Origin of the sequence: Nonomuraea sp. NPDC050680, assembly GCF_040654555.1 — a bacterium.
GTDB lineage: Bacteria > Actinomycetota > Actinomycetes > Streptosporangiales > Streptosporangiaceae > Nonomuraea.
The window spans coordinates 49,734-68,742 of record NZ_JBFAIF010000030.1 but is presented as its reverse complement, the minus strand read 5'-3'; the positions used below and the strand labels follow the sequence as shown (position 1 = coordinate 68,742).

Sequence of the window (19,009 nt, the reverse complement as noted above, 5' to 3'; positions counted from 1 at the left end):
TGACGTATGCGATCGCGGAGCCGCGCATCAGGGTGTCGCCGGTTCGCCGCAGCGCCTGCGTGCTGACGAGACTCAAGATGAAGGTGGTATGAGATGCCACGCGTGGCCATCAACGGGCTGGGCCGCATCGGCCGGGCAGCGTTGAAGATCCTGCTGGACGCCGACGGCCGCTACCACGGCATCCTCGGGGTCTCGGAGGATCCGCTGGTCTCCGCCGACATCGTCGGCGACCCCCGTGCGGCCGTCATCGACCTCGACCTGACCCGAGTCGTGGACGCCACCCTGGTCAAGGTGATGGCCTGGTACGACAACAAGTGGGGATTCACCCACCAGATGATCCGCGAGGCTCGCATCACACTCGGCGTGGCCGCAACCTGATGCCTTACTTCAAGGACGGTTGCGGCGCTTTCGTTCCGGATGCGGAAGCCGTGGTCCTCGGCGATAAGCCAGCCGGTAACTGGAGACCCCGCGACCCAGTGGCGCCGCACCAGTGTGAGAGACGATTCACGTTGCGGTGCGGCGACGCCCAAGAAACGCCAGAGGCGGTCCCACGCCTGTGGCAGCAGTCGAACCCGGAGGCAAGGACGGCATGCAGAAACTCTCGCTCACAGCTCTGGCCCGCCAACAGGCCGACCGGGCAGCCGCGGCCGGTGGCGGTCATGCCGCCGAAACCGTCTACGGCGGCCATGAGAAGGTGCTCCGTCAGACGGTCATCGGCATGAGCCAAGGCGCGAGCCTCGCCGAGCACGAGAACCCCGGCGAGGCCACGGTGCAGGTGCTCCACGGCCGTGTCCGCATGATCGCAGGTACGCAGTCGTGGGAGGCACGCACCGGAGACCTGCTCATCGTGCCCGACGCCCGCCACAGCCTCGAGGCGTTGGAGGACTCCGCGGTCCTGCTGACCGTTGCCAAGCTGCCCTGATCCGATGCTGGCGCGGCCATCCGGCACGCCGGGCGAAACGCCCTCGCACCGGTGGCGTGTCTTGACCCGGCTCAGTCGGTAGGTGACAGTGCGTACCGATACGTGCAGCCGCTTGGCCGATTCGGTGGCCACCGTACCCCCAGATGTCGGGCATGCGCAGGTACACCGGTTTTCCGGCGATCGCCATCGCTACCTCGATGCCGCCCAGGCCGATCGCCGGCATCCCCAGCGATCCCGCCGCCGGCGTGTGGCTGTCGGAGCCGGCCAGCGTCAGAGATCCGGAGCCTGCGCCTGCGCATGGCGGCCTGTTCCATCACGTACTGCGTTGCCGATTGCCGTGGTCAGCGCTGGAGCAGCTCGGCGAGCACTGCTGCCTCGCTGATCTCGGGCTGTTTGGTCGCGGTGAGGAGCGTCAGCATGCCGTCTTGGGCGAGCTTGCGCAGGTGTGTGACCGCGTCCGCCCGTTCGGGGGCTTGGAGTTCGCTGCGGTAGCGGCGTCCGAACTCGGCGAAGAGTTCGGGGTCGTGGTGATACCAGGTGCGCAGCTCTGTTGACGGGGCGACCTGTTTGCACCATTCGTCGAGGTCCGCCTTGGCTTTGGTCAGCCCTCGCGGCCAGATCCGGTCGACCAGCACCCTGGCGCCGTCGTCTGCCGCCGGTTCTTCATAGACCCGACGCACCTGAATCTTGCGCTTGCCTGTCATTGTTTTGTCTCCTCGCGTTCGTGCGAGTTCCTGGATGGGTCAAAGTCTTGACCCGCCGTTGGTTCAGGGCGAAGCGCCGACCAGCGAGCCCAGAGGTGTCTTCGACCCGGCCGTCCACCCCGTCGGTGGCGTCATAGACCGGCCGCAGGACATCGCACGCGGCGCGGACGTCGAACGTGGTCAGCGCCCGCAGCGCCTCCGCGGCCTCGACGCCACGTGCCGCCAGGTCGCTCATCTGCGCGTGGTAGGCATCACCGCGCGATATGGCTTTCGCGAAGATGGTGGGATTGGTGGTGACCCCCACCACGTGGTCACGCGCGACCAGGTCCGCCAAACTGCCTGAAACCAGCCGTTCCCGGCTCAGGTCGTCCAGCCAGATCGACACCCCGCAGGCAGTAAGTTCGGCTAGTGGATCGGCCATGGCATGGCTCCCTTTCCTTTTCGTGCGGTGATGTACATCCACGGACGTACATCCGCTTTCGTTTAGGACTCCACCAGGGCCATCCCTCTCATGCCACCGACGCTACGCCGGTGGACGTCAAGCCGAGTTCAGGTGGTTTTCATGACGATGGAGGCCTTCGTCCGCCTCCCGGGAAGCACTGATGCCTGCCGGTCAGCCAGCACCCCGCCGGCCGTGGCGGAGTCAAGGTGGTGGCTGTCTTGTAGAGGTCGGTCGACCGGTATGGATGCCTCCTCCGGTCGCGCGGCGATGGACGGCAGGGTCGAGGTGCCGGTGGTGGCTGCTTCTCCGAGGCTTGGAGTTCGCCCCCGGCGGTGATGACGCGTGAGCGCCGTTCCTGTTCGGCTTCGGCTTGGCGTGACATGGACCGCTTCATCGTCTCGCTGGGGCCTGGAGCGGTTGGGCAAGAAGCGCTAGACGGTCGGCCGGATGTTCTGGTTGAGGTGGAAGAGGTTGGCCGGGTCGTAGCTGTTCTTCAGCGCGGTCAGCCGGGCCAGCTTTGCGGGCGGGAAGGCGCGGCTGACGCTCTCGCCGTTGAGGGTGTTGACGTAGGCGCCGCCGGCGTACGGGTCGAGGGTGGCGGCGTACGCGCGGATCGTGGCGATCTGTTCGGCGTCGTCGGCGGGGTCCTCCCAGCGGGTGGCGGTGACGAACTCGAACTGGGTGTCGCGGTGGCTGAAGGCGGCGTCGTCGTCCGCGACCTCGGCGATCGCGCCGCCGTACGCCTGCAGGCTGGCGCCGATGCCGGGGTTGCGGAGCAGGGCGCGGATCGCCTCGTCGGGCAGAGACTTGAAGTAGTGGCCTTTCCAGTAGCGGCGGAACCGATGTCCTTGCACGCTGTCTTCGCGGCTCTGCAGGGTCAGGTAGGACAGCGCCTCGATGCTCTCGGCAACGATCGTGCCGAGCTCGCGGAAGGCCGCGATCAGCTCGGCGCCCTCGTCCGGGTCGCCGACCCAGACGAAGCCGATGGTCAGTTCCTGGCCGCGGATGTTCGCGGTGAAGGTGGCCTGGCGGGGTGCGGTGGCGTTCAGGTCGCGCCAACCTCGCAGTACGGCGAAGGCCTCTTCCCAGGTGTAGGTGAACTCGGCGACGAGGGTGCGGGTGCCGACCTGGTGCAAGCGGAACTCGAACGAGGTGACGATGCCGAAGTTGCCGCCGCCACCGCGCAGTCCCCAGAACAGCTCGGGGTTCTCGGTCGCACTCGCTGTCACGATGTCGCCTGCGGCGGTCACGAGTTCGTAGGAGGCCACGTTGTCGCAGGCGAGCCCGAACTGGCGGGCGAGCCAGCCCATCCCGCCGCCGAGGGTGAGGCCGCCGACGCCGGTGTGCGACACATTGCCGGCCGTGGTGGCCAGGCCGTACTCCTGCGCGGCGCGATCCAGTTCGCCGAGCAGGGCGCCGCCCTGGATCCAGGCGAGCTGCCGCTCGGGGTCGACGCGGACCTGGTTCATCGGCGTCAGGTCGATCATCAGCCCGCCCTCGGGTACGGCGAGTCCGGCGATGTTGTGGCCGCCGCAGCGGATCGCGATCTCCAGGTCCCTGGCCTGGGCGAAGCGGACCGCCGCCGCGACGTCCGCGGTGTCGTGACAGCGGGCGATCACGGCCGGGTGCCGGTCGATCATCGCGTTCCAGACCGTTCGCGCCTCGTCGTACCCGGCCTCTCCCGGGTGCAGCAGTTCGAGGGTGTGAGTGGTGGTGGTCATCGTCGTACTCCTGTCGGAAGTGGTGGTGCTCACCACCCTGACAGCGAAGCGGTACTTCGATAAGGTCCAGTTCTATGGGTCGATCCAGGACCAATTCGGGCACCGGTGAGCTGCTCGTCGAGCTCCGGCGCGACTCGTCCGTGCCGCTGCACCGGCAGTTGGAAAGTGGCATCCGGGACCGGATCCGGCAGGGGCTGCTCCGGGCTGATGCGGTGATGCCGGCGACTCGCGCCCTCGCGACGGATCTCGGACTGTCCAGGGGAGTGGTCGTCGAGGCCTACCAGCAGTTGGTGGCCGAGGGATATCTGGTCAGCCGGGCCGGCGGTTACACGCAGGTGGCGCCGGCGGCGGCCGCGATCCAGGCGGAGCAGCAGAGCGCCGCGACAACCGGTGGGCCGCCCCGGATTGATTTCAAGTACAGCAAGCCGGATGTCTCCCAGTTCCCTCGCGCTGCTTGGTTGCGGTCGATCCGCAAGGTGCTCAACGAGACGCCGAACAGGCGCCTGGCCTACCTGGACGGGCGCGGCACCGCCGAACTCCGTGAGGCCCTGGCCGACTACCTGAACCGGGTCCGCGGTACGTCGGCGCGGCCGGAGAACATGCTGATCTGCAACGGCTTCGCCCAAGGTTCGCGGCTGCTCTTGCAGGTGCTGGCGGCTGCCGGGTATCGCCGGCTGGCGGTCGAGGACCCGTCCGACAATGAGCTTCGCGACGTCGCGACGAAGACGGGGCTGGAGACGGTCGGCGTACCGGTGCTGGAGACCGGGCTGGATGTGGAGGCGCTCAAGCGGTCGGGAGCCGACGTCGTGGTGGTGACCGCGGCCCACCAGTTCCCGACCGGTGCGGTGGCTTCGGCGCAGACGCGGGCCGGGTTGGTCGCGTGGGCCACGAAGCATGATGTCTTGGTCATCGAGGACGACTACGACGCGGAGTACCGGTACGACCGCGAGCCGATCGGCGCCATCCAGGGCCTGGCGCCGGAGTCCGTGGTCTACGCCGGTACGGCGAGCAAGACGCTGGCGCCCGGGCTCCGGCTCGGCTGGCTGATCCTGCCGAGCCGTCTGGTCGAGCCGATGTCGACGGCCAAGGTGATCGACGATCGCGGCTCGCCGGTGTTCGACCAGCTGACCTTCGCCGACTTCGTCGCGCGAGGTGAGTTCGATCGGCACCTGCGCCGGATGCGGCCGCGGTACCGGCGGTTGCGGGACACGCTCGTCGGCCGGCTGGCCGAGCAGGTGCCGGACCTCGTGCCGATCGGAGTCTCCGCCGGCCTTCATGTGATGACGTGGCTGCCGCCCGATCTCACCGAGGCCGCTGTGACGAATGCAGCGCTGGAACGCGGCCTCGGGGTCTACGGCTTGGCGCCCTACTGGGTGGAGAAGGCGAGACCGGAGGGTCTGGTCTTCGGGTACGGCAGCCTGACCGAACCGGCCGTCGTCGAGGGCATCGACCTGCTCGCCGATGCCATCGGCTCCCTCCGCCGTCAGTAGCCGGCTACGCCGGCTGCACGGCGCGCCGCCGGAGCAACCCACGCACGAGCTCTCCGCGTCCAACCCGACGGGACGGGTGGCCGATCCCGCGAGATCGCCGGGGTGAGCAGGGGACGCTTGGCGGCGCGGCCGTCGCCTGACGATCGGCCACGCAGCCGCCGACTGCTGGTCCACCTGGCCCTGGGTGCCGAAGAACGCTCGCAGGGGCGGGTTGTCGGTGTCGACGGACGACCCACAGCAGGCGGACGTGTCGGCTCAGCTCTTGGTGAGTGCTTCGCGGCGGATCCACTGCAGCAGGGTGGGGTTGTCGACGGTGGTGATGACGCTCACGGTGGTACGGAAATAGCGGTCGTCCTCCAGCAGGGCCAGCATGCTCGCGGCCAGGTCCGTACGGGCGGTGAACCTGCCGTCGGCCTGGCCTTCGACGACGGTGTAGTCGGTGGGTGAGGGCAAGTGGTAGAGCCCGCTCGGGCGCACGATCGTCCAGTCGAGATCGCTGGCGCGGACCAGCGTTTCCATCCGCCGCATGTCGTCGTACAGCGTCTTGCCCAGCACCTGCGTCACGTACGGCAGCACTACTCGGTTGAACAGGAAACCGCCATCGGAGTACGAGTGCGGGGCGACCCCGCTCGAGCTGACCACGGCGAGGCGACGCACCCGGTGGCGTTCCATCGCGGCGACGATATTCGCCACACCCTGCGAATAGGTGCTGATCGGCTCTTTCCCGGCAGGTACCCCGAGCGTCGACAGCACCGCATCCCGCTTCGCCACGGCGGCGTCGACTGCCGCCGCGTCGAGCACGTCGGCACCGACTACCTCGAGCCGATCATGGCGCAGCGGAAACGAGTCCGGTTGCCGGGTGACCGCAGTGACCCGATGTCCGGCGGCGAGTGCCTGCCCGGTGAGCAGGCGGCCGGTCGGACCGTTGGCTCCGAAGAGTGTGATGAGCATGACGGCTGTCCTTCCTTGGTTACGACGCTTTTGGGCACGGTCGTCGTCAGGCCGGATTCGAGCCGAAGCTGGCCGCCCGGTGGGCGTAGCCCGCGTCGAGCGGCCGGCGGACGATGCCGGTGCGGACGTTTCCGGTGTCACCGGTTACCAGGATCACGGTTGGGCTCTCCTTTCCTGGCTCGCCTCACGAACGACCGCCCAGGCGTCCGCCACCGGACCCAGGTGCCGCAGCTTGTCGGGGTTGATCACCGCGCGGATCGTCTGGATCTGCCCGTCAAGGGTGTCGAGCGCCAGGATGTTGACGATGTTGCCGTCCCGGTCGCGGAAGATGGCGCCCGGCTGGCCGTTCACCTCGTGCGGCTCCACGACCCCGCCGATCCGGACGAACGGCGCGAGGATCGCGGCCAGCGTCCGGGCCACGTTCTCGGCGCCGAAGACGCCCCGGCCCCACAGCGGGGCCTTGCCTCCGCTGTCGCCGATCATCTGTACGTCGGCCGCGAGCAGTTTCCGCAGGCCGTCGACGTCCCCTTCCCGGAAGGCGCCGAAGAATCGCTCGGCGAGTTCTGCTCGCTCCCGCCGATCGGCCTCGAACCGGGCGCGGCCCGCATCCATGTGGCGGCGCGCCCGCACGACGAGCTGGCGGCAGGCCGCCTCCGACCTGCCCACCGCCGAGGCGACCTCGCCGAAGCCGAACCCGAACACCTCCCGCAGCACGAAGACCGCCCGTTCGAGCGGGCTGAGCCGCTCCAGCAGCAACAGCGCCGCCATCGACACCGAGTCGGCCAGCTCCGCCGACCGCTCCGGATCCTCGTAGGGGTCGGCGAGCAGCGGCTCGGGGAACCACTGCCCGGTGTATTCCTCCCGCCGGACGCGTGCCGAGCGCAGCACGTCGATCGCGATCCGGGACACCGTGGCCGACAGGAACGCCTTGGTCGAGGTGGGTAGCGTCGGGGAGGCCTCGTAGCGCAGCCAGGTCTCCTGGACCGCGTCCTCGGCCTCGCTCACGCTGCCCAGGATCCGGTAAGCGATGGAGAACAGCAGCGGCCGCAGCTCCTGGAACTCCTCGGCGCGTGTCATGCCAGCTCCTCCTTGAAGCCCTGCCGCCAGGAGGGGTAGCGCAGCTGCCAGCCCAGCTCCCGCTTGGCCTTGGCGTTGGAGAAGCCGCGTCCCTGGGTCATCATCGCCACCGCCGTGTTCCCGGCCAGCGGCCGCGCGAGCCACACCGGGACCCGCATCGGTGGCTTCGCCCCCGCGCACGCCGCCAGGTGGGGCAGCCATTCGCGGGCCGGGGCCGGTTCGTCGTCGACGATGTTGTACACGCCCTTGACCTTGCCTTCCACGGCCAGGAGGGTGGCGCTCGCCGCGTCGTCGAGATGCACCCACGAGCTGTAGCCGCCGCCGTTCCCGACGACCGGGTACTGCCGCTTGCGCACGAGCTCGACCTGATCATCGGTGGCGCCCGGCCCGTAGAACGCGCCGTATCGCAGGACCGCGCCGCCGGCCTTGACGACCACGTCCTCAAGGTGGCGGATCGCCTCCGCCCCCCTGCCCGTGCTCGTCGGGTCCAGCGGGTCCTGCTCGGTCTTCACCCATCCGCCCTCGCGGATGCCGTTCCAAGAGCCATAGCTCTGCGCGACGAAATGGGACACACCGGTCGCTTCGGCGGCGGCCAGCAGGTGGTCCGTCCCCTCGGTACGTAGCCGATTGGTGGTGGCGAACCAGCGGTCGAAATGCTTGATATCGGGCTTGCCGGAGATAGCCGTCATCTGGTGCACGATCACCTCCGGCCGGGCCTGGGCCACCGCCTCACCGACCGACACCGCGTCCAGCCCGTCCATCACGACCGCCTCGGCGCCCAGCCGCTCCAGCACGCCCCGCTTGGCCGGGCTCGTCGTCGTCGCCGTCACCTCATGGCCCCGCGCCACCAGCAGCGGCACCAGCCGCCGGCCCAACACCCCGGCCCCGCCTGCCACGAACACCCGCATGACCATCACCTTCCAGATCCCCGAGTCTGTCCCCGGAACCCGAGACGAGACAGCCCGCCGATCTGTGACATGCGGCCAGAAACAGCTGGGAGAAGATCGCCGCCTAAGACGACCCCGACGCTCTCACCCGGCTGGCCCGGGACTCCAGGTAGCGCTGCTCGGCGATACTGGCGGTGGACTTCGCGGCGAGCCGGAAGTGCTCGTACGCCTGCGCCGTGTCGCCGGCCTTCTCCAGCAGATGCGCCCGTACGGACAGCAACCGGTGATGCCCGGCCATCCGCTCATCACTGTCCAATGTGGACAGCAGGGCCAGGCCGGCCAGCGGGCCCTCGGTCTCGGCGAGCGCGATCGCCCGGTTGAGGGTGACCATCGGGTTGGGCGCGATCCTTTCCAGGACCAGGTAAAGCGCGTGCACCTGCGCCCAGTCGGTCGCCGCGGCCGTGGCCGCGTCGTCGTGCGTGGCGGCGATGGCGGCCTGCAGCTGGTAGGGCCCCAGCGTCGGGCCGGCCAGTGACGCCTTGGCCAGCTCGATGCCCTCGTCGATCAGCGCGCGGTCCCACTTCGCACGGTCCTGCTCGTCCAGCGGCACCAGGTCACCTGTCGCCGTCGTACGTGCCTCCCGGCGGGCGTCGGTCAGCAGCATCAGCGCGAGCAGCCCGGTCACCTCGTCGTCCTCGGGCAGTTGCGCGTGCACCATCCTGGCCAGCCGGATCGCCTCGTGCGCGAGGTCGGTACGGTGCAACTCGCTGCCCGAGGAGGCGGTGTAACCCTCGTTGAAGATCAGGTAGAGCACGTGCAGGACGACCCGCAGCCGCTCCTCGCGCTCCGCGCCTTCCGGCAGGCTGAACGAGCTGCCGGCGGCCTTGATGCGCTGCTTGGCCCGGCTGATCCTGGCCGCCATCGTGGCCTCCGGCACCAGGAACGCGCGGGCGATCTCAGCGGTCGTCAGGCCGCCGACCGCGCGCAGCGTCAGGGCGGTCTGGGAGGCCGCGGTCAGCGTCGGATGGCAGCACAGGAACAGCAGGACGAGCGTGTCGTCGGTGTCCGGCACGTCCTCGGGCACCACCTCGGTGGCCGTCGCCGACTCCCGCTCGCGGCGCGCATGGTCGCTGCGCATCTGGTCGATGAGCCGCCGGGAGGCGACGGTCATCAGCCAGCCGCGCGGGTTGTCCGGCAGCCCTTCGGCCGGCCACTGCACGGTGGCGGCGAGTACGGCTTCCTGAACGGCGTCCTCGCCGGCTTCGAACTGCCCATACCGCCGTACCAACGTGCCGAGGACCTGCGGCGTGAGCTCACGCAGCAGGTCCTCGATGGCTGATGTCGTCATGACTCCAATTGTCCGTCAGCGAACATCACCTGCCGCACCTCTACCCCCAGCCCATCGATCGCGGTGTCCGGGATCTGCGTGGCCAGCTCGATCGCCCGCTCCTTGTTCTCGCAGTCGATCAGGTAGAAACCGCCGAGATATTCCTTCGCCTCCAGGAAAGGGCCGTCGGTCACCACCGGCTGGCCGTTGCGTACGGTCACCACGGCGGCCTGCGACGGGTCGACCAGCGCCTGCGTGGTGATCAGCTCGCCGGACTTCTTCAGCGCCTCGATGAACGCGCCGTGGCCGTCGCCGATCGCCGCCTTCTCCTCGTCGGTCAGCGCGTCCAGCACGGCCGGGTTGATGTGCATGCTGATCAGGAACTTCATCTCATTCTCCTCGTGGTTCGCGAGCCCCGGCCGGGGCCCTTCGACCGGTTGGTCGGAGCCGCCGCCGTCGTCTTGACATCCCTCCGCCAAAACTTACTCGCGAGCTTCGGCGTGGCCGCCGCGGGAGATCCCTTCCGCCGCGATGTCAAGAAGCTCGCGACCGCTCCGACCAACCGGCGAAACGTCGACAGAACACACAAGGAGTTTCGGATATGCGAGTCAACCGGGCATGGCTGGGACTACTCGTCCTGGTACTGCCGACCTTGCTCGTCGCGATGGACATGACGGCGCTGCTCCTCGCGCTCCCACAGCTGAGCGCCGGCCTGGGCGCCACCAACGTCGAGCAGCTGTGGATCAGTGACAGCTACGGATTCATGGTGGCCGGCCTGGTCATCACGATGGGTACGCTCGGCGACCGGATCGGCCGCCGATGGCTGCTGATGATCGGGGGAGCGGCGTTCGCGGTGCTGTCGGTCGTCGCCGCCTTCTCGGTCAGCCCGCTGATGCTGATCGTCGCGCGTGCACTGCTGGGCGTCGCCGGCGCCACCCTGATGCCGTCCACACTCGCCTTGATCACCAACATGTTCCACGACCCACGGCAGCGCGGACAGGCCATCGCGATCTGGGCGACCTGCCAGTTCGCCGGCGGCGCGCTCGGGCCCGTGCTCGCCGGATTCCTGCTCCAGCACTTCTGGTGGGGATCGGTGTTCCTGGTCGCCGTGCCGGCGATGGCGTTGCTGCTGCTCGCCGGGCCGGTCCTGCTGCCCGAGTTCCGGACAGACCGGGCCGGCCGGCTGGACCTGGCCAGCGTGGGGCTGTCGCTCGTGGCGGTGCTGTTGATGGTGTACGGCATCAAGCAGCTGCCCGTCGAGAGCGTGCCGGTCGTCCCGGCGGGGGCCCTCGTCGTCGGCGCGGGCATCGGAGTGCTGTTCGTACGCCGGCAACTGCGGCTGGAGACGCCGCTGCTGGACCTGCGACTGCTCCGCAACCGCCCGTTCACGGCCGTACTCATCGCGCTGGTCTTCGCCGGCATCGCCATGGCGGGTACGGGCCTGCTGGTGACCCAGTATTTGCAGAGCGTGCTGGGCTTCTCGCCGGTCGCGTCGGCGCTGCTGTTCGCGCCCATGGGCCTGGGCACGGCGGTCGGCACCATGGCCGCGCCGGCGCTGGCCCGGCGGATGAGGCAGCCGACCGCCATCGCCGGCGGGCTGGTGGTGTCGGCGCTGGGCGGCCTGCTGCTGGCCGGCGTCGGCGGGGCGAGCGCCCTGCCGCTGGTGATGATCGGCATCACGGTACTGGCGCTGGGCACCGGCCCGCTGTTCGCGCTGGGCACGGGGCTGGTCGTGGGAGCCGTACCGCCGGAGCGCGCCGGTTCGGCGGCGTCGATGTCGGAGACCAGTAACTACTTCGGCGGTTCGCTCGGCTTCGCGCTGCTCGGCGTGGTGGCCGCGGTGGTCTACCGCGGCAGGATGGACGGCACGTCCGACTCCCTGGCCGGCGCGGTCGCCGCCAGCCGGCACCTTCCCGCCGGCCAGGGCGCGGAACTGCTGCACGCCGCGCGGGAGGCGTTCACCGCCTGCGTGCACCTCACCGGCGTCATCGCCGCGGTCATCTTCACCGGGCTGGCCATACTGATCCTGGCCATGCGCCCAGCGACCGGGACCGCCCCGGCCGCGCTTCCCGACTACGAGCCGGCTCGCTCATAGCGGTAGTTCGTCCCGCGAAGTTTGTTAGCCTGGGCCGGTGAGCAAAAATGTCGACGGCCAGATCGGGACGGTGGCCGCACTCGTACGGTCTACCTTTCTGGTGAATGCCGTGTACGCGAATTCCGCCCGCGAGTACGGTCTCACCCAGCAGCAGGGCCAGTTGTTGTGCGTCTTGATGGCGCAGCCGTACGGCATGAGCGAGCTGGGCACGACGCTCGGCCTGGCCAAGTCGAGCCTGACCGGCCTGGTGGACCGCAGCGAACGCAACGGCCTGGTCCAACGCCGGCCCGACCCGCAGGACTCCCGCGCGGTACGGGTGGCGCTCACCCCGCGGGGCGCCAAGCTGGTCGATGAGTTCTACACCGAGACCTGCCGCCGCGTCGAGGAGCTGACCTCGGGATTCGCCCCGGCGGAACTCGACACGCTCGCTGCCCTGCTCGGCCGGGTCGTGGCGGACAACAAGGTGCCCACCGTCTTCATGGAACCGGATCGCCCGCGCTGAACCTTGAGCGGGGTTGCAGTTCGCGCTACGAACTAATATGGTTCGTGACACGAACTCAACGCGTCGCGCGGCACACCACAGTGTGCTGACGATCATTCGCAGAGAAGGGCAGCACGTTGTCCACACATAACGTCGTCTTCGGTTTTGGCGCGCATTCCAGCATCGACGACATGCCTGAGCTGTTGCGCATGGTCCAGCAGGCCGACCAGGACGGGCTGGACATCTTCACCTTGTCCGACCATCCCTACATCGGCGGGCGCCTGGACGCCTACGCCGCGCTCGGCTTCATCCTCGGGCGTACACGGCACATCGCCGGCTTCGCCAACGTCACCAACCTGCCGACCCGGCCTCCCGCCATGCTGGCCAGGACGGTGACGTCGCTGTCGGCGCTGTCGGGCGGCCGGGTCGTGCTCGGCATGGGCGCGGGCGGGCTGTGGGATCGCATCGCCGACATGGGAGTGCCGCGGCTGACGCCCGGCGCGGCCGTGGACGCCTTCGAGGAGGCGATCGTCCTGGTCAAGCTGCTGTCGGGCGGCGGCCCGCCGGTCACCTACGAGGGCAACCACTACCAGGTGCACCAGATCGAGCCCGCCCCCGTCGCCGCGCCGCCCGTGTGGACCGGATCGGTGGGCGCGAAGTCCCTGGCCGCCACCGGCCGGGTGGCCGACGGCTGGATCCCCGGCCACGCGGCCGACTGGCTCAGCGAGCGCTACCGGACCTCCCGGCCGATCATCGACGAGGCGGCGGCGTCCGTCGGCCGCGATCCGAGCGAGATCCGTACGGTCTTCAACTTCCCCGGGCGCATCACCGACCAGCCGCTGCCCGCCACCCGCGACCGCGACGGGCGCTGGCTCGGCGGCTCGGTCGGCCAGTGGGTCGAGGAGCTGACCGGAGCCGTGCTGGAGCACGGCGCCTCGGGCTTCACGCTCTTCTCCGACGGCCACGGCGCCCCTGACCTCACCGTCCTGGCCCGCTGGACCCAGGAGATCGTCCCGTCCGTCCGCGAGGCGATCGCGAAGTAGGGGAGGGCGTGCCCGGGTTCAGGTCACCGTCGACTGCGACTCGCCCGCACTCACGGACCGCGACCAGCACCTCGTGCTCTACAGCGCGCCGCCGGGATCGCCTGGCGTCGAAGCCCTGGCTATCACGCACCGCTCGGCGCGCCCACGCGTCTGCCCTTGCTCTGCCCTTGCTCTGCCCTTGCTCTGCCCTTGCTCTGCCCGACCGGGGCTTGGCCCTGCTGGACCGGGGCTGTGGAAAACCACAGGTAGGGGCGGGTGAGCGCCTCATCGTCGACCGGCTCGCCGCCATCGCCAGGCAGATCGGCTACACCTCGGAGTTCGCCTTCTCCCGCGCGTTCTCCCGAACCTTCGGCGTGGCGCCCGGCCGATACCGTACGTCAGCCTCGCCCGATCTTCCGCAGCCGGACGGGTCGCTCCGGTGATCCCCGACGGTGTGCTGCCGGCCCTAAGTAACGGCGATGGCGGGAGCCACGCGCGCCGGGCCGATCCCGCGGTCGGGCTTGCCGAGCCGGAAACGCACCTTGCCCTTGAGCACGGTGCCGGATTCGGCCTGACCATCGGTGAGGCCCTCGCCGGGGAACAGCGTGAACGTCCACCTCTCGTTTGATTCGCAGTCAGGCAGGTCAGGCCCGCTTTGCAAGACTCGGGCACCCCAGAGCTGACGGATCATCAGCGCCCTGGTGTCCGTGCCGGCCACTGTGAACGACGCCGCCGGCCCGCCCACGATCTGGTGGTGGCTGCCCAGAGACGGTCCATAAGCACCAGTGATCGTGGCGACCATGGTCCACGGCCTACCGGGCCCGATTCCGAGGACACCTGCGGACAACCGCTCGTCGAACACGTCCTTGGTAGGCGTGCCGAGCTGATCCGCTCGTATGGCCGCGGTCATCGCGCGCCGGGTGTCCAACCGGCCCGGGTCGGGTATCAGCAGGATCCCGTACGTCGTCTCCTCCGCGAAGCGAGCCGAGGCGAAGTGGTTCCGAAGCGCGAGCACCGCACGCTCGGCGGCCTCCCACAGATCGTCGGAGAACGCGGTCGCCAGGTAGTCGGGCGTCACCGCCGGTAGCCCGGCCTGCGCCACCGCTTCGGCCACGGATGCGCAGCCCGACCACCCGGCGGCCAGCCTCGCCATCTGCTCGGTCTTGAACGACATCACTCACCTGCAATCGTCATAGATCCCTCTCATGGAATACTCCCAGTCGAGCCAGTTGAAGGACGGCGCCGAGACGCCATCCCCGCATCCTCCACGCCGTCCCCGATGGCGCGCGGCGCGCTCTGGATGTCGGCTGCGGCGAGGGCATGCTCGCCCGCGAACTGCGGCGGGCCGTGCCGCAGGTCATCGGTATCGATCTCGACGCGCCCAGCATCGACCAAGCCCGTGAGCAGTCGGACGACGTCGACTACATCCTCGGCGACTTCCTCACCCACCCGTTCGACCCCGCCGCGCGACCGCGGGCATCAGGGTGCAGGCGAACACCGCGCACAGGACGCCCGTCGCGGCGCAGGCCCACCACAGCATCCCTGCCTGGAACAGCACGGCGCCGACGGCCGGTCCGGCGAAGCGGGCGATGGCGGTGGTCCAGCCGTACAGGGCCTGGTAGGTGCCGTGGGCGCCGTCCGGGGTGAGGTCGGCGATCAGCGCCGCCTCGAAGCCCGCCATGCCGATCTCGCCGATCGACCACAGCACCACCGTGACCACGTAGTGCCACGGCTGGCTGGCCATGCCGGTCAGAGCCAGGCCGAGACCCACCACGGTCATGGAGACGCCGAGGACCGGCAGCCGGGGCAGGCGCGACAGCCAGGAGATGAACAGCGGCTGGAAGATCACGACGATCGCGCCGTTGACGGTGATGAGCAGCCCGTACAGGGAGGCAGGGAGCCCGTCGGCGGCCAGGGCCAGGGGCAGCGCGTACGAGGCCTGCGCGTACAGGATCAGGCCGAGCAGCAGGAAGGCCAGCGCGGCCAGCAGCACCCGGTCGCGGGCCGCGATCGCGTAGCCGTTGCGGGCCGGTCTGGCGGCGGCCTTGTCGTGGCCTCGGGGGATGCCCACGGCCACGATCACGGCGAAGGCGACGCTGGTGGTCACGTCCAGGATGACCAGGAGCCAGAAGCCGTGGGCGAGCAGGAGTCCGGCGACGGCGCCGGCCGCGGCGGTGCCCACGTTGACCGCCCAGTGCATGAGCCCGAAGGCCTTCGCCCGCAGCTGCGGCGGTGTGGTCTCGGCGACCAGCGCCGAGGCGGCCGGCCGGTAGACGTCGCCCGCCAGCCCCATGGCCACGGCCGCGGTCATCAGCCAGGCCAGGCTGCCGGCCGCCGCGATGAGGATCAGGCAGGCCGCGGTGGCGAGCAGTCCGCCGATGAGGGTGACGCGACGGCCGAACCGGTCGGCCAGGTAGCCGCCCAGCGGCTGCCCGCCCAGGCCGCCCAGTCCGTACGCGGAGATGACGGCGGCGATCTGCGCGGCCGCGTACCCCCGCCCGGTCAGGTAGAACACGAGGAACGGCAGCACGACACCGCCGAACCTGTTGACCAGCTGGCCGGAGAACAGCAGCCAGAACACCTTGGGCAGCCCCTGGAACACGGGGGTGGGGGCGGGAGCCGTGATCGTCATGAGTGCATGGTGCGGGCGGCGCTCGGCCAGGGGCGACACATTCGGCCTGCGCCGAATCACTCGTCCAGCAGGGCCTGGGCGCGCGGGGTCCGGACGTAGAGCATGGCCCTGCCGACGCGGTGCTTGGTGACCAGGCCCGCGGCCAGCAGCAGGGTGAGCTGCTCGGAGACGTTGGCGGGGGACAGCTCGGTGCGCCGGGACAGGTCCGTGGTGGAGGCGGGTGTGTCGAGCTCGGCCAGCAGCAGCGCGCGAGAACGGCCGATGACGGCGGCCAGGGCGTCGGGGGAGGGCGCGGTGCCGCGTTCCCACAGCGTGGCGACGGCGCGTACGGGATAGGTGATGACCGCCTGGCCGGGGGAGTCGGTGCGGTAGAGCAGCCTGGGCCAGACGAAGACGGAGGGGGCCAGCAGCAGGCCCTCGCCGTTCAGCGTCCGCGACAGCTCCTCCGGACGCTCGTCCAGGTAGAGGGTGCGACCTTCCCAGCGGATGGCCGGGTGCATGTCCGCGAACGCTCCGGCGGGCCCGTGTTCGGCGTACTGCCGGGCGCGGTAGAGCAGGTCGCCTTCGAGAAGGTTGCGCATCCGCGGCCAGTGCGGCGCCATGGCGAGTCGCCAGAAGGCCTCGATGGCGTGCGCCAGCCGGTCAACGCCCGGGGCCGGATCCTGGTACAGCTCCATGGCACAGCCGGTCAGCGAGCCGGGGATCTCGGCGGCCATGCGGTCGAGGTCCGTGCGGATGATCTCGTGTGGGGTGGCGCGCAGGACCGCCAGTTCGCCGGCCAGGTCCGGGGTCGGGCTGGTGGGGACGGGACACAGGAAGTCGGGGATGTAACCGCGGCCGGTGATCAGGTCGAGCAGCGGGGCCAGATCGCCGCCGAGCCGGGGGCGTACCTGCTTGAACCACGGCAGATGCAGCGGACGCCCGGCGGGGGTGCGCAGCGCTTGGATGCCGGCGGAGACCTCCCTGAGCGGGGAGTACGCGAACCTGATGGAGGTCAGGTCGTAGGCGGAGAACGCCACGGTGAGCATGCCAGGGACCCCTCGGATTCGGCTACGGCCGAAGGTATCGCAGAAGCCCGGCCCGGCCGCTGCGCCAAGGCTTCCAGCCTTGACGCTCTTCGTTAACGGTTAACCGGCCAACCGTTAACGGTGAACGGAAAGGGTTTGAAGTGCTCACGTCGAAGAGGCCCGCACGCGCGCCCGCCCTGGGAGACGGCCGTCCGGGGGTGGCCACGGCCCCGGCCGGTGAACTCGTCAGGCGACCAGCTGGGCCTCGAGCAGATCGCCGGCCGCCCGGTCGTCATACTGTCCTGAAGAACCTAGGAGGGCCGACGGCGGCCGACGAACACATACTCTCGGCTGTCTTCGGTGAACGGCTCGCGGGCGAACCCACCGTAGAGCGCCTCCAGCTCAAGACCGGCGACATCCAGCAGCCCGAGCCACTCGTTCTTCGTCGCCCACCAGAAGGAGCTCTTCGCACCGTCGTCGAGGACGAGGTCGACGCGGTTGTCTCCCACCGCGTATCGGACCATGTGCGGTACGGGCTTCTCCAGCCGGGCGCCGTCGAGCTCGACCGCGATCCGATGGTCGAAGGCGATGGCGTTCCAGGCGAAGCGTCCCTCCGGCCGGAGCGAGGCGGCGACCCGCTCAAAGGTACGGCGACGGTCGGCCCAAGTCGGCAGGTGCTGGAGCGATCGGAACGGACAGTAGATCAGCGCCGCGGGCTCGTCCAGGGCGAAGTCGCGCATGTCGCACTCGCGCAGGTCGAGTTCCACGCCTGCCTCGGCCGCACGGGTACGGGCTTGCGCGAGCATCGCCGATGAGATGTCGATCCCGACGACCGGCCGGCCGGTCTCCTGCGCCACCGGGATCGCGACCCGCCCGTCCCCGATCGCCAGCTCGACCACCGGCCCGTCCGCCTCGCGTGCGAGATCGAGGTAAAAGGCCACGTCGGCCGTCATGTGACCCGACCATTCCTGGTACCGGCTCGCGAACGCCTCGTCCCAAGTTGTCGCCATCGCTTCATGATCGCACCCCGCGCCCCGCGGCAGCCAACGAAAAAGCTCAGGCCGGCGGCCAGTTACGGAGAACGGCGTCGAGGGCGTCCAGCGCTCTGAACCACGAAGCGTCCACGTCACGAGGGTGGCGGCGGAACCCGCCCGCCGCCTCCAGGCTCACATAACCGTGGAATGTGCTGTGCATCATGCGTAGCGCGTCCGTCTGGTCGGGCTCCGACAGCGCGTATCCGCGCAGTATCGCGCGCGTCATGTCCGCGTGCGGACGCCCCGCGCTGGTGTCCACCGAGTCGAGCTCGATCTGCGTCGCGGCGTACCTGCCCGGATGCTCTTTCGCGTAGCCCCGGTAGGCGTTCGCGAAGGCCACCAGTGCGTCCTTGCCCGCGCGGCCGGCCAGGGCGGCGGCGGCCCTGTCGGCGAGTTCCGCCAGGGCCAGCAGCGCCACCCTGGCCCTCAGGTCACGCACGTCCTTGACGTGTGAGTACAGGGCCGCGGGCTTGACGTCGAATCCGCGCGCCAGCGCCGAGACGGTCACGTTCTGAAAGCCGATCTCGTCGGCCAGGTCCGCCGCCGCCCGGGTCAGGCGTTCGGCGGTCAATCCCACGCGTGCCATGTGCCGCCCTTCTCGTTAACTTACAGCCTTTAAGTATTTGCATAATACCTGTAAGGAAGCTAGCCTCGCCGCCCATGAGACCAATCACCGAGCGCGACATCCGTACATCATTCGTGAACTGCTCCAAAGGAGAGACCAAGCGTCTGAACGTCCCCAAAGACCTCGCCGACCATCCCTGGGAAGACCTCGACTTCCTCGGGTGGCGAGATCCGGGTGCGCCCGAACGCGCCTACCTGGTCGCCGAACGCGACGGCTCCCTCGTTGGCATCGCGCTCCGGGTGACCTCCGGCGCGTCGCGCGGCTTCACCTCACGCAGCATGTGCTCGCTGTGCCTGACCACGCACACCAACGGCGGCGTTGCACTGATGACCGCGCGCCGGACCGGCGAGGCCGGTCGTCAGGGCAACTCGGTCGGGCACTACCTGTGCACCGACCTGGCCTGCTCCCTCTACACACGCGGGAAGAAGGAAGCGGCAGGGGGCGGAACCATCGATGAGTCCCTCAGCCTGGGGGAGAAGGTCGCCCGTACCCGGGCGAACCTGAATTCCTTCCTGGACAAGGTGGCCGGCCGGGGATAGCGGCCTGGTGCCCAGCCGAGTCGGATGACATCCGCCACGGTGGGACAGACCGC

General features: G+C 69.6%; 21 protein-coding genes and 2 pseudogenes. 9 read left to right on the top strand and 14 right to left on the bottom strand.

What is annotated here, in order from left to right:
* Window positions 1–93 precede the first annotated feature (93 nt).
* Both AB0H88_RS47985 and AB0H88_RS47980 read left to right on the top strand, forming a co-directional pair.
* On the top strand, window positions 94–378 hold the full coding sequence (locus tag AB0H88_RS47985) for a hypothetical protein (RefSeq protein ID WP_357656306.1): 285 nt from the start codon (window positions 94–96) through the stop codon (window positions 376–378).
* 211 nt (window positions 379–589) lie between these two features.
* The gene (locus AB0H88_RS47980) at window positions 590–922 is read left to right on the top strand and encodes a cupin domain-containing protein (protein ID WP_357656364.1); all 333 of its coding nucleotides are present in this window, start codon (window positions 590–592) and stop codon (window positions 920–922) included.
* On the opposite strand, the gene AB0H88_RS47975 is transcribed toward AB0H88_RS47980, so the two are convergent.
* The 4 genes and pseudogenes from AB0H88_RS47975 to AB0H88_RS47960 all read right to left on the bottom strand — a co-directional run bounded on the left by AB0H88_RS47975 (window position 843) and on the right by AB0H88_RS47960 (window position 3,789).
* Window positions 843–1,190: an aconitase family protein gene (locus AB0H88_RS47975; protein ID WP_357656362.1), complete on the bottom strand. Its 348-nt coding sequence runs from the start codon at window positions 1,188–1,190 to the stop codon at window positions 843–845. The two genes, AB0H88_RS47980 and AB0H88_RS47975, sit on opposite strands and share 80 nt — an antisense overlap.
* A gap of 73 nt (window positions 1,191–1,263) precedes the next feature.
* Complete coding sequence (locus AB0H88_RS47970) at window positions 1,264–1,626, bottom strand: DUF488 family protein (protein ID WP_357656305.1); 363 nt, start codon at window positions 1,624–1,626, stop codon at window positions 1,264–1,266.
* A 103-nt stretch (window positions 1,627–1,729) separates the two neighbouring features.
* Window positions 1,730–2,047 (bottom strand): annotated as a pseudogene (locus tag AB0H88_RS47965) (transaldolase family protein); the annotation flags it as partial.
* Between the two features lie 452 nt (window positions 2,048–2,499).
* Window positions 2,500–3,789: an FAD-binding oxidoreductase gene (locus AB0H88_RS47960; RefSeq protein WP_357656304.1), complete on the bottom strand. Its 1,290-nt coding sequence runs from the start codon at window positions 3,787–3,789 to the stop codon at window positions 2,500–2,502.
* Between the two features lie 74 nt (window positions 3,790–3,863).
* On the opposite strand from AB0H88_RS47960, the gene AB0H88_RS47955 reads away from it, so the two are divergent.
* The gene (locus AB0H88_RS47955) at window positions 3,864–5,279 is read left to right on the top strand and encodes a PLP-dependent aminotransferase family protein (RefSeq protein WP_357656302.1); all 1,416 of its coding nucleotides are present in this window, start codon (window positions 3,864–3,866) and stop codon (window positions 5,277–5,279) included.
* 255 nt (window positions 5,280–5,534) lie between these two features.
* Here AB0H88_RS47955 and AB0H88_RS47950 read toward each other — a convergent pair whose 3' ends face one another.
* From AB0H88_RS47950 to AB0H88_RS47930, 5 genes are all read right to left on the bottom strand, one after another.
* On the bottom strand, window positions 5,535–6,230 hold the full coding sequence (locus tag AB0H88_RS47950) for an NAD(P)H-binding protein (RefSeq protein WP_357656300.1): 696 nt from the start codon (window positions 6,228–6,230) through the stop codon (window positions 5,535–5,537).
* 153 nt (window positions 6,231–6,383) lie between these two features.
* The gene (locus AB0H88_RS47945) at window positions 6,384–7,307 is read right to left on the bottom strand and encodes an RNA polymerase sigma-70 factor (RefSeq protein WP_357656299.1); all 924 of its coding nucleotides are present in this window, start codon (window positions 7,305–7,307) and stop codon (window positions 6,384–6,386) included.
* Window positions 7,304–8,215: an NAD(P)-dependent oxidoreductase gene (locus AB0H88_RS47940; RefSeq protein WP_357656297.1), complete on the bottom strand. Its 912-nt coding sequence runs from the start codon at window positions 8,213–8,215 to the stop codon at window positions 7,304–7,306. The genes AB0H88_RS47945 and AB0H88_RS47940 overlap by 4 nt, the downstream gene beginning before the upstream one ends.
* Window positions 8,216–8,318: 103 nt before the next feature.
* Window positions 8,319–9,542: a DUF6596 domain-containing protein gene (locus AB0H88_RS47935; protein ID WP_357656295.1), complete on the bottom strand. Its 1,224-nt coding sequence runs from the start codon at window positions 9,540–9,542 to the stop codon at window positions 8,319–8,321.
* On the bottom strand, window positions 9,539–9,910 hold the full coding sequence (locus AB0H88_RS47930) for a YciI family protein (protein WP_357656294.1): 372 nt from the start codon (window positions 9,908–9,910) through the stop codon (window positions 9,539–9,541). Before AB0H88_RS47930 ends, AB0H88_RS47935 begins: the two co-directional genes overlap by 4 nt.
* Before the next feature lie 212 nt (window positions 9,911–10,122).
* On the opposite strand from AB0H88_RS47930, the gene AB0H88_RS47925 reads away from it, so the two are divergent.
* The 4 genes from AB0H88_RS47925 (at window position 10,123) to AB0H88_RS47910 (ending at window position 13,562) form a co-directional block, all read left to right on the top strand.
* Window positions 10,123–11,616 carry an MFS transporter gene (locus tag AB0H88_RS47925; protein WP_357656292.1) on the top strand — a complete coding sequence of 498 codons (1,494 nt, stop codon included), beginning with the start codon at window positions 10,123–10,125 and terminating at the stop codon, window positions 11,614–11,616.
* A 37-nt stretch (window positions 11,617–11,653) separates the two neighbouring features.
* Complete coding sequence (locus tag AB0H88_RS47920; protein WP_357656290.1) at window positions 11,654–12,118, top strand: MarR family transcriptional regulator; 465 nt, start codon at window positions 11,654–11,656, stop codon at window positions 12,116–12,118.
* A gap of 116 nt (window positions 12,119–12,234) precedes the next feature.
* The gene (locus AB0H88_RS47915) at window positions 12,235–13,140 is read left to right on the top strand and encodes an LLM class flavin-dependent oxidoreductase (protein WP_357656288.1); all 906 of its coding nucleotides are present in this window, start codon (window positions 12,235–12,237) and stop codon (window positions 13,138–13,140) included.
* Between the two features lie 209 nt (window positions 13,141–13,349).
* Window positions 13,350–13,562 carry an AraC family transcriptional regulator gene (locus AB0H88_RS47910; protein WP_357656287.1) on the top strand — a complete coding sequence of 71 codons (213 nt, stop codon included), beginning with the start codon at window positions 13,350–13,352 and terminating at the stop codon, window positions 13,560–13,562.
* A gap of 23 nt (window positions 13,563–13,585) precedes the next feature.
* On the opposite strand, the gene AB0H88_RS47905 is transcribed toward AB0H88_RS47910, so the two are convergent.
* On the bottom strand, window positions 13,586–14,293 hold the full coding sequence (locus tag AB0H88_RS47905) for a hypothetical protein (protein WP_357656285.1): 708 nt from the start codon (window positions 14,291–14,293) through the stop codon (window positions 13,586–13,588).
* A gap of 86 nt (window positions 14,294–14,379) precedes the next feature.
* Between AB0H88_RS47905 and AB0H88_RS47900 the strand changes: the two are divergent.
* Window positions 14,380–14,532: pseudogene (locus AB0H88_RS47900) on the top strand (class I SAM-dependent methyltransferase); the annotation flags it as partial.
* A gap of 28 nt (window positions 14,533–14,560) precedes the next feature.
* On the opposite strand, the gene AB0H88_RS47895 reads toward AB0H88_RS47900, so the two are convergent.
* The 4 genes from AB0H88_RS47895 to AB0H88_RS47880 form a co-directional block, all read right to left on the bottom strand.
* On the bottom strand, window positions 14,561–15,751 hold the full coding sequence (locus tag AB0H88_RS47895; RefSeq protein WP_357656284.1) for an MFS transporter: 1,191 nt from the start codon (window positions 15,749–15,751) through the stop codon (window positions 14,561–14,563).
* Window positions 15,752–15,807: 56 nt separating this feature from the next.
* Complete coding sequence (locus AB0H88_RS47890) at window positions 15,808–16,779, bottom strand: DUF5937 family protein (protein ID WP_357656282.1); 972 nt, start codon at window positions 16,777–16,779, stop codon at window positions 15,808–15,810.
* Between the two features lie 290 nt (window positions 16,780–17,069).
* Window positions 17,070–17,768: a class I SAM-dependent methyltransferase gene (locus AB0H88_RS47885; RefSeq protein ID WP_357656280.1), complete on the bottom strand. Its 699-nt coding sequence runs from the start codon at window positions 17,766–17,768 to the stop codon at window positions 17,070–17,072.
* A gap of 46 nt (window positions 17,769–17,814) precedes the next feature.
* Entirely contained in the window at window positions 17,815–18,378 is a 564-nt protein-coding gene (locus AB0H88_RS47880; protein ID WP_357656278.1) for a TetR-like C-terminal domain-containing protein, read from the bottom strand.
* A gap of 74 nt (window positions 18,379–18,452) precedes the next feature.
* On the opposite strand from AB0H88_RS47880, the gene AB0H88_RS47875 reads away from it, so the two are divergent.
* The gene (locus AB0H88_RS47875) at window positions 18,453–18,956 is read left to right on the top strand and encodes an FBP domain-containing protein (protein WP_357656277.1); all 504 of its coding nucleotides are present in this window, start codon (window positions 18,453–18,455) and stop codon (window positions 18,954–18,956) included.
* The last annotated feature ends 53 nt before the right edge of the window (window positions 18,957–19,009 follow it).

Bases quoted from the DNA above. Each gene is read 5' to 3' on its own strand.
- AB0H88_RS47930 (WP_357656294.1), bottom strand. From the start codon at position 9,910: ATGAAGTTCCTGATCAGCATGCACATCAACCCGGCCGTGCTGGACGCG.
- AB0H88_RS47955 (WP_357656302.1), top strand. From the start codon at position 3,864: ATGGGTCGATCCAGGACCAATTCGGGCACCGGTGAGCTGCTCGTCGAG.
- AB0H88_RS47905 (WP_357656285.1), bottom strand. From the start codon at position 14,293: ATGTCGTTCAAGACCGAGCAGATGGCGAGGCTGGCCGCCGGGTGGTCG.
- AB0H88_RS47935 (WP_357656295.1), bottom strand. From the start codon at position 9,542: ATGACGACATCAGCCATCGAGGACCTGCTGCGTGAGCTCACGCCGCAG.
- AB0H88_RS47890 (WP_357656282.1), bottom strand. From the start codon at position 16,779: ATGCTCACCGTGGCGTTCTCCGCCTACGACCTGACCTCCATCAGGTTC.
- AB0H88_RS47945 (WP_357656299.1), bottom strand. From the start codon at position 7,307: ATGACACGCGCCGAGGAGTTCCAGGAGCTGCGGCCGCTGCTGTTCTCC.
- AB0H88_RS47880 (WP_357656278.1), bottom strand. From the start codon at position 18,378: ATGGCACGCGTGGGATTGACCGCCGAACGCCTGACCCGGGCGGCGGCG.
- AB0H88_RS47925 (WP_357656292.1), top strand. From the start codon at position 10,123: ATGCGAGTCAACCGGGCATGGCTGGGACTACTCGTCCTGGTACTGCCG.
- AB0H88_RS47940 (WP_357656297.1), bottom strand. From the start codon at position 8,215: ATGCGGGTGTTCGTGGCAGGCGGGGCCGGGGTGTTGGGCCGGCGGCTG.
- AB0H88_RS47950 (WP_357656300.1), bottom strand. From the start codon at position 6,230: ATGCTCATCACACTCTTCGGAGCCAACGGTCCGACCGGCCGCCTGCTC.
- AB0H88_RS47875 (WP_357656277.1), top strand. From the start codon at position 18,453: ATGAGACCAATCACCGAGCGCGACATCCGTACATCATTCGTGAACTGC.
- AB0H88_RS47980 (WP_357656364.1), top strand. From the start codon at position 590: ATGCAGAAACTCTCGCTCACAGCTCTGGCCCGCCAACAGGCCGACCGG.
- AB0H88_RS47895 (WP_357656284.1), bottom strand. From the start codon at position 15,751: ATGACGATCACGGCTCCCGCCCCCACCCCCGTGTTCCAGGGGCTGCCC.
- AB0H88_RS47885 (WP_357656280.1), bottom strand. From the start codon at position 17,768: ATGGCGACAACTTGGGACGAGGCGTTCGCGAGCCGGTACCAGGAATGG.
- AB0H88_RS47960 (WP_357656304.1), bottom strand. From the start codon at position 3,789: ATGACCACCACCACTCACACCCTCGAACTGCTGCACCCGGGAGAGGCC.
- AB0H88_RS47985 (WP_357656306.1), top strand. From the start codon at position 94: ATGCCACGCGTGGCCATCAACGGGCTGGGCCGCATCGGCCGGGCAGCG.
- AB0H88_RS47970 (WP_357656305.1), bottom strand. From the start codon at position 1,626: ATGACAGGCAAGCGCAAGATTCAGGTGCGTCGGGTCTATGAAGAACCG.